Genomic DNA, 12,600 nt, shown 5'->3' on the forward strand with positions numbered 1-12,600 from the left:
GTGAAAAGACTTCGTCTTTGCGAGCGAAGCGCGGCAATCATCGGTAAGAAGAGGGGACATGCAGAGCGGCTTTGCACACCGGACCTGCCACCCGAGGATTGCTTCGTGCCTCGCAAGGACGAGGTGGTGAGTGCTTTCATCTGCACATCTGAAATCTGCACACCTGTATATCTAAAACTTCTCTTTCATCCCCAACAATCCCCAAATGCCGCCCGTATGGATGGCGAGTATCTTATCGCCTGGCTTAAAATAATCCTTAGCCGCCAGATCGTATAAGGCGTAAAGCATTTTGCCGGTGTAAACGGGTTCAATCAATATGCCGGTTTTAGCAACGAATTGTTTGATGAAATCGATCAGTTCGGGCGTGGTTTTGGCGTAACCGCCGAAGTGGTAATCGAGATGCAAATCGTAACCCGTGGGGCTTAAGAGGTATTTATCTATCTCATCTTTAATGAAGCCTCCGTTTTTGAAAACTGGTACAGCGTTAAAACGGCTGTTTAATTGGTGCTTACCGATGCCGTTGATGATACCCGCAGCGGTTGTCCCGGTACCGCATGCGCAGAAGATATGGTCGTAATTTTCGGTCAATTCACCCACCAATTCGCTGCAGCCTTTTGCGCCTTCGGGAGATGCGCCGCCTTCGTCAATAAAAAAAGCGTCGGCATCGGCTCTAAAATATTTGTCGAACAGGGCAGGTTTATCGCGGTAGCTGTCCCTATCGGTAAAAATCAGCTGCATGCCATGCAGGCGGCACATAAACAGGGTATCATTTTGCACCTCTTCGCCACGAACGATGCCCGTTGCCTTAAAGCCGAATTTTGCTGCTGCCGCCGCTGTCGCCAGCAAATGGTTTGAATATGCCCCGCCGAAAGTTACTAAAAGGCTTTTGCCCTCTGCCTGCGCTTTTTGCAGCAGGTACTTCAGCTTACGCCATTTATTGCCCGATATAAACGGGTGGATCATATCATCGCGCTTGATGAATACCTCTATGCCTTTCGCCTCAAACAACGGGTCGGTTATTTGGTGGATGGGGCTGTTTATATCAAGTGCGATTTGCATAGGGGCGAAATTAGGGAAAAAGCTGCATCATTCTTTTGGCAGGGGAGAACATATGAACTGGGTTATTTATATATTGCAGCAAATGGGAGATATATTCGAAGTTTGGTGGCGCGGCGTTCTGATCGGAACATTTGAAGTTATTGCTGTTGATATGTGGTATCAGGATGGTATATTTCGTTCTAATACCACTCCCGAGGCCGGGCATTTTGAGGCACTAACGAATTCATACGATGCCGCAGACGTAATAAAGGATCCAGCAAAGGGCACACGCATCATTTTACGGCCCAATGATGCTAAACCTGAAATAAATGCACTGGTTATAGCTCTTAAAAACGATACACTGATGATTCGGCTGGTATTTGATGAAAAGGCTATTCAATGGTTGATCAAAAATGTGCATTAAACTTAGCTATAGGTGCTTTAAAGACTTCAGGGAAACGTTTCCATTGTAGCGATGGGTTTCAAACCCATCGCTACAGGTTTTTTCTTACTTTTGCGGCATGGCAGCAGATGATATCCAATTATTAGAAAGCGACGAGCAAGATCTTTTCGAACACCTGCGCGTAGTGGTTGATAAGGGGCAATCGCTGCTGCGGATTGATAAGTTTTTGATGCACCGGATCGAAAACGCATCTCGTAACCGCATCCAGAACGCTATAGAAGCGGGCAACGTGCTGTTGAACGATAAGCCGATAAAGGCCAGCTATCGTGTAAAGCCGATGGATGTGATATCGGTCGTTCTTCCGCATCCGCCCCGCGATACCGAAGTTTACCCCGAAAACCTGCCTATCAATATCGTTTACGAGGATAACGATGTGCTCATCGTAAATAAAGAGGCCGGCATGGTGGTGCATCCGGGCTATAACAACTATACGGGTACATTGGTAAATGCGCTGGTGTATCACTTTCAGCAACTGCCTACGCTACCCGGCAATGATGGCCGGCCGGGGCTGGTGCACCGTATAGATAAGGATACCTCGGGACTGTTGCTCATCAGCAAGAACGAGCGTAGCATGAACTACCTGGCCAAGCAATTTTACGATCACACCATCAACCGCCGCTACATTGCCCTGGCCTGGGGCGATATTGCAGAAGATGGTACCGTTAGTGGTTACATCGGCCGCAGCGTGGCCGACAGACGCGTAATGTCGATATACGACGACCCCGAGAAAGGCAAATGGGCCGTTACCCATTATAAGGTATTGGAGCGCTTCGGCTACGTTACCCTTTTGGAGTGCAAGCTGGAAACCGGCCGTACGCACCAGATACGCGCGCATATGCGGCACATTGGCCATCCGCTGTTCAGCGATGCCACCTACGGGGGCGATAAGATATTGAAGGGCACGGTGTTTAGCAAATACAGGCAATTTGTGGAGAACTGTTTCGAGATTATGCCCCGGCAGGCCCTGCATGCGCAGTCGCTTGGCTTTGTGCATCCATCCTTAAAAAAGGACATTTATTTTGAGGCTCCACTTCCGCTTGATTTTGCGACCGTATTGGAGAAATGGCGCAAGTATAGCCAGGTAGATATGAAGGGCGAGATTTGACAGCGGAGAACAATACCGATTGTTTTAGGTTATTAGCCGAAAAAGAAACTTGATGATTTGATAATTTTTTAAGTTTGCAGTTGTTAATACAGGGAGTTCATCTCACATCTAAAATCTCATATCTCAAATCTAAAAATGTCTCCCAGGTACATCAATTATAACGGCGAAATACTTCCTGAAGACAGCATATTGCTAACCGTAGCCAACCGCGGCTTTAAGTACGGCGATGGCTTGTTCGAAAGCATGCGGCTGATGAAAGGCAAATTACAATTTGCCGAACTGCACGCCGAACGCCTGCAACGCGGCATGAAAGCGCTTAAGATTGATGGATACTCGCAAACAGACACATGGTTCCTGCGCGAGCAATGCGAACTGCTGGCCCGCCGCAACAAAATACGCCATGGCCGCTTGCGCCTTACCGTTTACCGCGATGCGGAGGGTTTGTACACGCCCACCCAAAATAAAATGGGTTTTTGCATAGAGATTACTCCGCTAGACGAGCCCCGCTATTTCATGAACGAGCGTGGCCTCATTATGGATATCTACAGCGAGCTGCCCAAGCCTTTAAATTACCTTTCTACCATAAAAACCTGCAATTCGTTGCTGTATGTAATGGCCGCGCTTTACCGGCAGCAAAACAAGCTGGACGAGGTTTTTTTGCTGAATGCCAACGGCTTTTTGTGCGAGGCCGGTGCTGCCAATATATTCGTTTTATACCAGGACCATTTATATACCCCGGCACTAAGCGAAGGCTGCGTGGAGGGCGTGATGCGCCAGGTGGTGATAAAGCTTGCACAGGACAATGATATCCCCATTACCGAGGCCCAGATAAACCCCGAGATACTGAACGAAGCCGACGAAGTTTTCCTCACCAACGCCAGCCGCGGCATACAATGGGTGATGGGCTATGGCGTAAAGCGCTACTTTAACCGGGTAAGCAAAGTGCTGATGGATGAGTTGAATAAGTTGTAAAGCCCCATCACCCCCACGTCATTGCGAGGCACGAAGCAATCTCTGAACACGCAAATCCGCTTTGCAAATCCGCTTTTCCTAAGTAGAGATTGCTTCGTTCCTCGCAATGACGTACCTGTTTTTTATACCCCTACACCTGCGACCTAATATTCGTATTCAACTTATACTGCTCCGGCGACATGCCCATATATTTTTTGAACACGCGCGAGAAGTAATAAGGGTCTTCATATCCGAGGTCTAAGGCGATGGTTTTTATTTTGGCTTCGTTGGCGTATAAGAACTGGCAGGCTTTCTGCATTTTCAGGTGGATGAAATAGTCCATCGGCGGCATGCCCGTTGCCTTGCGGAAAAGGCTGCTGAAATGCGAGCTGGATAGTTTATGCTGGCTGGCCATATCCTCCACGGTCATCTTCTTTTCGATGTTTTGTTTCATGTTGAGGATAGTGAGCGTGATGATATCCGTAGTTTCCACCTGTTCGCTCACGATATGTTTATCGGGGAACAAAAAGGTGGCAATGAAATTATACAGGCAAAACGTAGCATTGCACAAATTTTCTATACTGTAGCCCATCTCCAGGTTCTGGTAAATGTTGTTCCATATCTCCAGTGCCTTGTTGTTGAAGGGGATAGGTACAGGGCCTTTGAATATATTGAGGTTTAACGATGAGTTGAAATTCTCGATGGTATCGCCGGTAAAATGTACCCAGTAGATGGTCCAGGGGTCTTCCTCATCTGCCCAGTAGCGCATATACTGCTCGGTTGCGGGCAGCAGTAGGAAATGGTTAGGCGTAACCTCGAATTTCTTCTTATCGATTACAAAATAGCCTTTCCCTTTAAGGCAGTATATCAATATGTTATCTACGCAACCTTTACGGCGTTCCTTATAATGGTACGATGCCTTTGGGAAGTAGCCGATATGGGTAATATAGATATTGAACAGCGCAGGGTATTTCTTCACGTAACCCGATAGCACCTTTTGGGGGATGCTGATGAGTTTTTCCCCGTCGAACCCGTCTTTCCGTTTAAAAGAGTTACCCATTATTTTGTCTGTGTTAATATTTGGCGCATCCAGGGAGGGCACCGGTTTATAATCGTCCGCTAAATTTATATTTTATTTACGTAAAGCCTATTATCCTTGGCAATTATTGTGCAATTATCATTCAGGCGAATTATCCATTAAAATAGCCGTTTTACCTATTAAATGGTTTTATACTGGCAGTTAAATTTGGCCATTGTATTTAACAAAACCAATTGTAAGCATTACGGCAAAAGCGCATGGCTTTTTGTAATGAAACCGCTTAAATACGCTAAATATTTACATCATCAGGCTGCACCATTTAAATCGCGCATGCGGAATTGCGTTTGCCTGCAAATTAAAAACCAGTATAAGCACTTATGCAATTACTAAAAGATAAGGTCGTTTTTTTAACCGGGGGTACCGAGGGCATTGGCTACGAATGCGCCAAGGCTTACCACAAAGCCGGCGCGAAGCTCAGTATCATCAGCCATAAGGAGGATAGCCTGCAGCAATGCCAAACGCAGTTTTTTGGCGATGATATCCATTATGTCCTGGCCGATGTATCCACGGCTGCCGATATTGCCCGCGCCATAACGGAGACCCTGGCGGTGTTTGGCCGCATAGATGTAATCCACAACAATGCAGGGGTATCCAACCCATCCAAAACAGTGTCAGATACCACCGATGAGGAATGGGAGAAGGTTTTCAACGTGAACGTGAAGGGTATTTACCATACCACCAAATACGGCATAGAAGAACTGAAGAAAACGAAGGGGACTATCCTGAACACCGGCAGCCTGGTGGGCGATATAGGGCAGGAGCTGCATGCCGCCTACACAGCCACCAAAGGCGCGGTTAATGCCCTCACCAAATCAATGGCGCTGGATTATGCGCTATACGGCATCAGGGTTAATGCCGTAGCACCCGCCGGGGTATGGACCCCCATGCTGCGCCGCTGGAGCAACCAGCAACCGCAGGCCGCACATATAGAAGAGTACCTGGATGGCATACATCCTTTAGGCTACTGCCCCGAAGGCGACGTGGTAGCCGATGCCTGTTTGTTCATGATATCCGATCAGGCGAGGTTTATCACAGGGTGTATCCTTCCTGTAACAGGTGGGGCCGAACTGGGCTACCGTAAATACCTGGATCAGCATGCCAAAGATGGCAAGACTACCATATCCGTGGATACAAAAGCAAAGCAAGTATGATCAGGAAAGTAACCGTAGCCGATGCGCGTTTCCCGCTGGAAGGCGATGCGGGCAGTGATGCCATCCACCGCGACCCTATATATTCGTATGCCGTAACCCAGCTGCACGATGATAGCGGCATTGTGGGCACCGGCTTTGCCTTTACCCTTGGCGAAGGCAACGATCTGGTGTGCAAGGCTGCCGAGTATTACGGCCGGGCGTTACAGGGCAAGGATATTGAAGAAGTGATGGCCAATTTTGGAGCATTGTTCCTGCAGTTAAGCAACGATCAGCAGTTCCGCTGGCTGGGGCCGCATAAAGGGGTGGTGCACCTGGCGTTGGCATCGGTCACCAACGCCTGTTACGATCTTTGGGCCAAAAAACGCGGCGTGCCGCTTTGGAAACTGCTCATCGATCTTTCGCCCGAGCAAATCGTCAGCACACTGGATTTATCTTATTTAGAGGATGAATTGACCGCCCCCCAGGCAATTGAATTACTGAAAGGCCAGCAAGCCACGAAGGAAGCCCGCATGCCAATTTTAGAAGAAGGCTATCCCGGCTATGATACCTCCATCGGCTGGTTTAACTACTCCGATGAATTAGTGCGCGAGAATTGCAAGAAAGCCCTCGCCGAAGGCTTTACCGCCATGAAGTTGAAGGTAGGTTCGGCCGACCCGCAGCGCGACATCCGCCGGGCGCACATCGTGCGCGAGGTAGCCGGTCCCAATGTAAAAGTAATGCTTGATGCCAACCAACAATGGAACCTGCCGCAAGCCATAGATATATGCAATAAACTAAAAGGTATCGACCCGTACTGGGTAGAAGAACCTACCCACCCGGATGATGTGAATGCTCACGCCACGCTGGCAAAAGCAATTGCGCCTTTAAAATTGGCACTGGGCGAGCATGTGCCCAATAAAATTATCTTCAAAAATTACCTGCAATCGGGTTCCGCTTCGTTTATACAGGTAGATGCAGTGCGGGTAGGAGGGGTAGGCGAATTTATTGCCGTAAGCCTGCTTTGCAAAAAATATGGCGTGCCGGTAGTGCCGCATGTGGGCGATATGGGCCAGCTGCATCAGCATTTGGTATTGTTCAACCATATTGCCATGGGGCACGAGGCTTTGTTTTTAGAGCATATCCCGCATCTGCAAAAGCATTTTGTAAACCCGGCGCAAATAATAGCCGGCGTTTACAAAACGCCGCAGGTACCCGGCAGCAGCTGCGACCTGCTCATCTTAAATAACTAATTTTACCAAACAGCGCATACCACGATATGATAGGTTCTTTTGATGCCACGGTAAGTATTTTATACGTGCTGGCCATATTGGCCATTGGGCTGTACACCGGACTGCGGCATAGGCGCGCAAACCAAAAGGATAAAGCAAGTAGCTACTTTTTGGCGGGCAAAAGCTTAAAATGGCCCATGATAGGGTTGGCCCTGTTTGCTACCAACATATCCTGTGTGCATTTGGTGAGCCTGGCCCAAAGCGGTTTCGATACCGGCCTGCTCAATGGTACCTTCGAGTGGATGGCCTCGTTCACGCTGATTTTACTGGCCTTGTTTTTTGTACCGTTCTATATCAAGTCGGGCGTATCAACACTGCCCGATTTTTTGGAGAAACGTTACGACCGCGCCAGTAGAGATTGGCTTGCCTTTATCTCTATCCTCTCGGCCATTATTATCCATATCTCTTTTTCCTTGCTGGCGGGCGGCATTGTATTGCAGACGCTGTTTGGGGTTGATATGTACACCAGCGTGATTATTATCGCTGTTATTACCACCATTTATACGGTAGTTGGCGGACTGAAAGCGGTGGTGGTGACCGAATCGATACAAACAGTGGTATTGTTGGCCGGCGCGGTAATCATGAGCGTAGTCGCCTATAACAAAATGGGCGGCTGGGATGATATGGTACATGTGCTGCAGCAGAAAAACGAACTGAACAAACTTTCGATGATGCGCCCTCATGGCGATGCCAGCGGCTTACCCTGGTATGCGGTATTACTGGGTTACCCGGTGCTGGGCATCTGGTACTGGTGTGCCGATCAAACCATCGTGCAGCGTGTTTTGGGGGCGAAGGACGAGAATCACGCCCGTGTGGGCCCGCTGTTTTGCGGCTTCATCAAAATATTACCGGTGTTCATCTTCGTGATGCCGGGGCTGTTTGCTTATGCCTTATACCAAAGCGGCCACCTCGATTTAAGTAGCCTTAAAACGGTAGGGGAGGGCGGTAAGGAAGTGGTTAACAGCAAAGGCATCTACACTCTGATGATACTGCAGCTCATCCCCAAGGGATTGGCAGGGGTATTGGTTGCCGCCTTATTATCCGGCCTGATGAGCCAGATATCGGGCGCGTTGAATTCGATCTCCACACTTGCCAGCTACGATATTTACAAACGCTACAAGCCCGAAGCCAGCGACGATAAACTGGTAAGGGCGGGCAAAATCGCAGCGGGCATATCCTTTGTGGTATCGCTGGCATTGCTGCCTTTGTTGAATAATTACGAAAGCATCTTCAATGGTCTCAATGATATCATTGCCCACATAGCACCGCCAATAACCTGCGTGTTTTTGTTAGGTGTGTTCTGGCGGGGAGCATCGGCTATTTCGGCACGGCTTACTTTATATATAGGCTCGGCAGCAGGGGTGGCGGTTTTCGTGTATGGGAAGCTTTGCCCGCTATCCAAAATAGGGCAGGTACCCTTTATGATGATGGCTTTTTATCTGTTTGTTTTTTGCCTGCTGCTTCAAATTGGCCTCTCGTTGGCGTACAAAGTGCAGCACACTGCCGAAAGCGATACGCTTTATTGGCGCTCGCCGCTAGAATCGCTTAAGAACCCCGGCTGGGCAGGTTTGGGGAATTATAAATTCTTGTCGATGCTTTTGTTGGGTATCATGATTGCCCTGTTCTGGCTGTTCAGATAAGCGAATATCGCTAATGCGCATTTTATTAAACGATATTCGCCAGGATGATATCAAGCTTGTACCGACGAGAAATCAGCCGCATCAGTATTTCCGGCAGTTTGCCTCCGCAACTTTTCTGCAACTTTTTCTGCCTGCATAACTGTTAAATAGACGGATTCAAAATTACATTCGATTGCGAATCCAAAATCGCTGAATAGTTGGCGCATAACATAAAAATATCGTGGGCATTGATTGGCTTACTTAGGAACACCATTTAAAAAGCTGCTACAGAAATAATACGATTGTCCATCACCTTTAAAGGTTTATCCATTTTAAGGCGTTTTTTTAGCATCTACATTTATAGAAACCAATTACCAATTCTTATAGTTATGAAACATCCTTACGAACTTAAAGTACTTAAACCCCCGTCTTCAATTTTGGCCATGGAAATAAACCTCCCATAGCCACAGTTCCCATTTTTATTGCCGGGCAAACACTAAAGGCTTAAACCAGGCCAGCCTACCCATTTTTTGCAATTGATTTTGTGAGGGTGGATCGCTATGTCCCTTAAGTTTTGATGCCCGCCAACCAACCACCATTTTTCAAATAAACCAATTTATGACGAAACCTTTATGAGACCATTTTACGAATGCATAAAAAGCCATTGGTTACTCAGGATAGTGCATTGCGCATTCGCCGCCTTATGCTGCATCATATTACTATGCAGCACCGCCGGCACCGCATCTGCACAAACTAAATTAACCATTACCGGTACTGTTGCCGATACTGCGGGGCTTAAAATCATCGGCGCAAGCATTGTTGCCGAAAACCGCAAGAACCTGGCCACGGTTACCGATGTCAACGGTAACTTCGTGGTAAACGCCGACCCCGGTACGGTGTTCCGTGTTACTTACGTGGGCTACAAGGAAACCACTTTCACCGTTTTAGCCGGTAAAACCATTTACCCTATCATCATCAGGGAAGCAAAAAATGAATTTGCCGACGTAGTAGTTACCGCCTATGGCCGCAAACAACGCAAAGAAGCTGTTGTTGGCTCGGTAACCACCGTAAGCCCCGGCGATTTAAAGATACCTGCCAGTAACTTAACCAACGCCTTAGCGGGCCAGGTGGCGGGCGTAATTGCTTACCAGCCAAGTGGCCAGCCGGGGCAGGATAACGCATCCTTCTTTATTCGTGGCGTAACTACTTTCGGGTATAAGAAAGATCCGCTTATTTTGATCGATAACGTGGAACTTTCCGCATCAGACCTTGCACGTTTGCAGGTTGATGATATCGCCAGCTTCTCTATCCTTAAAGATGCCAGCGCAACGGCACTTTACGGCGCACGTGGCGCAAACGGCGTTATTTTGGTTACCACCAAAGAGGGTAAGGTGGGCAAGCCTGTGATAAACGCCCGGGTAGAGAATTCTACCTCGCAATCTATCAAGAATCTCGAACTGGCCGACCCTATCACGTACATGAAGCTTTTTAACGAGGCCACCATCACCCGCGACCCGTTGAGCCCATTGCCGTTCCCACAAAATAAGATCATCAACACACAAGCTACTTTAGATAATGCCCCGGGCAGCAACCAATACGTTTACCCCGCTGTAGACTGGATAAAAACCTTGTTTAAAAGCCGCACCAACACCCAACGCGCAGATATGAGCGTAAGCGGCGGCGGCGGCGTGGCTAAATATTATGTATCCGGTTCGTACAATATCGATCACGGTATTTTGCGCGAGGATATCCAGAACAACAACAATAACAACATCAACTTTAAAAATTACCAGTTACGCTCAAACGTAAACATCAACCTTACCAAATCTACCGAGTTGATTGTAAGGCTGGTGGGTACGTTTAACGAATACAACGGGCCGCTAACTTCAGATGCGTCTTTCTCTACCGATCTGTACAATATAGCTATGCACACCAGCCCGGTGCTGTTCCCGGCATCGTACCCGGCAGATGACGCTAATCAAAACACCAAACACATTTTGTTTGGCAATGCAGTGGCTCCCGGCAGCACAGCGCAATCAAATAATATCGGCTACTTAAACCCTTATGCGGCTTTATTACGTGGGCATAAAAACTTTTCGCAGTCGCGTATGTCGGCACAGTTGGAGCTAAATCAAAATTTAGATTTCTTAACCAGCGGGCTTAACTTCCACGGTTTATTCCATACCAACCGTTTCTCGTACTTCGAGTCGTCGATGGGCTATTCGCCCTTCTATTACAACATCGGCAGCTACGATAAACAGAGCAACCAGTACACGCTATCGTGGTTAAACTCGCAGCCCGGTGCCGCTACCGAATACCTGAGCTACTACCGCGACCCAAACACCAGCCAGCTGAACACCTACCTGTTTTTTCAGGGCGTGATGGATTATTCTAAACGTTTTGGCGATCATAACATCAGCAGCTCGTTGATCGGCACAAGGCAGCAAACGCTTTATGGTAACGCCGGTTCGTTATTCACCTCACTCCCTTACCGTAACTTAACCGTGGCGGGCCGCGCAACGTACTCGTTCAAAAGTCGTTACTTCTTAGAGTTCAACTTTGGTTACAACGGTACAGAGCGTTTCAGCAGCAACCATCGCTGGGGTTTCTTCCCTACTATCGGCGGTTCCTGGATAATTTCTGAAGAAAAATTTTGGCGCAGCCTGGATAACGCGATTTCGCGCATGAAAGTAAGAGCCAGCTATGGTACTGTAGGTAACGACCAGATTGGTGCGCAACGTTTCTTCTACCTGTCAGATGTTAACCTAAATGGGGGCAACCCCGCAGTATTCGGTACCAACAACGGCTATGGCCGCAACGGTGTACAGGTTTATAACTATGCCAATACCGATATCACCTGGGAAACTTCGCGCCAGCTGAACTTAGGCTTAGAGCTTACTTTGTTCAAAAACTGGAACATTGTTGCGGAGGTTTACAAATATCACCGCTACAACATCCTGCAGCAGCGTTCGGCCATCCCAACTACAATGGGCCTGGAATCGGGCGTGAGCGCTAACTTCGGTACTGCCGATTCAAAAGGTATCGATTTTCAAACAGATTACAAACAAAGCTTAGGCCGCAGCGGCTGGATACAGGCACGTGGTAACTTTACATTGGCCACCACCAAATACGCCAAGTACGAAGAGCCGCAATACGCCGAAGCTTACCGCTATCAATCGGGTCAGGATATCAACCGTAACTATGGCTACATAGCCGAGCGTTTGTTTGTTGATGATAACGAAGCAGCCAACTCGCCAACGCAGATATTCTCTACCAACGGCATCGCGCCAAAAGGTGGCGATATCAAATACCGCGATTTGAACGGCGATGGTAAGATTGACGGTGCCGACCAAACCTTTATCGGTTACCCAACAATCCCGCAAATCGTTTATGGTTACGGCTTATCGGGCGGCTACAAAGGCTTCGATCTTTCGGCCTTCTTCCAGGGCCAGGCACAAGTGAGCTTCTTTATAGATCCAAGCCGCACCAGTCCGTTTATACAAAGCCCCGATGGTGCTTATGCAAGCGGCAATACGCAGTTACTGAAAGCTTTTGCTGATGACCACTGGAGCGTAGATAACCAGAACCTTTACGCGCAATATCCGCGCCTTGGGGTTACCGGCAACCAAATTGAGAACAACAGGCAGGGCAGCACCTGGTGGATGCGCGATGGCAGCTTCCTGCGCTTAAAATCGGTAGAGTTTGGCTACAGCCTGCCTGCCAGTTTAACCAAGCGCTTAGGCATGACCAAGGCCCGCATCTACTTCAACGGCCTTAACTTATTTACCTGGAGCCCCTTCAAGTTATGGGATCCCGAAATTGGCGGCAATGGTTTCTCGTACCCCATACAAAAGGTATTCAACATAGGCCTCAATGTCAACTTATAATCAGCACCTTTTACATATC

General features: G+C 48.2%; 9 protein-coding genes. 7 read left to right on the top strand and 2 right to left on the bottom strand.

The window, feature by feature from the left end:
* Nucleotides 1–171 precede the first annotated feature (171 nt).
* Nucleotides 172–1,059: a 1-aminocyclopropane-1-carboxylate deaminase/D-cysteine desulfhydrase gene (locus AC1DXC_RS26195; protein ID WP_477462136.1), complete on the bottom strand. Its 888-nt coding sequence runs from the start codon at nucleotides 1,057–1,059 to the stop codon at nucleotides 172–174.
* 52 nt (nucleotides 1,060–1,111) lie between these two features.
* On the opposite strand from AC1DXC_RS26195, the gene AC1DXC_RS26200 reads away from it, so the two are divergent.
* From AC1DXC_RS26200 to AC1DXC_RS26210, 3 genes are all read left to right on the top strand, one after another.
* Nucleotides 1,112–1,462 (top strand): hypothetical protein, encoded by a 351-nt coding sequence (locus AC1DXC_RS26200; RefSeq protein ID WP_477462137.1) that lies wholly within the window; start codon nucleotides 1,112–1,114, stop codon nucleotides 1,460–1,462.
* A gap of 97 nt (nucleotides 1,463–1,559) precedes the next feature.
* Entirely contained in the window at nucleotides 1,560–2,606 is a 1,047-nt protein-coding gene (locus tag AC1DXC_RS26205) for an RluA family pseudouridine synthase (RefSeq protein WP_477462138.1), read from the top strand.
* Between the two features lie 135 nt (nucleotides 2,607–2,741).
* Nucleotides 2,742–3,578: an aminotransferase class IV gene (locus AC1DXC_RS26210; protein WP_477462139.1), complete on the top strand. Its 837-nt coding sequence runs from the start codon at nucleotides 2,742–2,744 to the stop codon at nucleotides 3,576–3,578.
* 130 nt (nucleotides 3,579–3,708) lie between these two features.
* Here the strand turns inward: AC1DXC_RS26210 and AC1DXC_RS26215 are convergent, their stop codons facing one another.
* Entirely contained in the window at nucleotides 3,709–4,617 is a 909-nt protein-coding gene (locus tag AC1DXC_RS26215; protein ID WP_477462140.1) for an AraC family transcriptional regulator, read from the bottom strand.
* A 356-nt stretch (nucleotides 4,618–4,973) separates the two neighbouring features.
* On the opposite strand from AC1DXC_RS26215, the gene AC1DXC_RS26220 reads away from it, so the two are divergent.
* The 4 genes from AC1DXC_RS26220 (at nucleotide 4,974) to AC1DXC_RS26235 (ending at nucleotide 12,581) form a co-directional block, all read left to right on the top strand.
* On the top strand, nucleotides 4,974–5,807 hold the full coding sequence (locus AC1DXC_RS26220; RefSeq protein ID WP_477462141.1) for an SDR family NAD(P)-dependent oxidoreductase: 834 nt from the start codon (nucleotides 4,974–4,976) through the stop codon (nucleotides 5,805–5,807).
* Entirely contained in the window at nucleotides 5,804–7,036 is a 1,233-nt protein-coding gene (locus tag AC1DXC_RS26225; protein WP_477462142.1) for an enolase C-terminal domain-like protein, read from the top strand. Before AC1DXC_RS26220 ends, AC1DXC_RS26225 begins: the two co-directional genes overlap by 4 nt.
* Nucleotides 7,037–7,062: 26 nt before the next feature.
* Nucleotides 7,063–8,715: a sodium:solute symporter gene (locus AC1DXC_RS26230; protein ID WP_477462143.1), complete on the top strand. Its 1,653-nt coding sequence runs from the start codon at nucleotides 7,063–7,065 to the stop codon at nucleotides 8,713–8,715.
* A 611-nt stretch (nucleotides 8,716–9,326) separates the two neighbouring features.
* Nucleotides 9,327–12,581 (top strand): SusC/RagA family TonB-linked outer membrane protein, encoded by a 3,255-nt coding sequence (locus AC1DXC_RS26235; RefSeq protein WP_477462144.1) that lies wholly within the window; start codon nucleotides 9,327–9,329, stop codon nucleotides 12,579–12,581.
* Nucleotides 12,582–12,600: the final 19 nt, after the last annotated feature.

Source organism: Mucilaginibacter sp. P2_D11 (assembly GCF_056404435.1).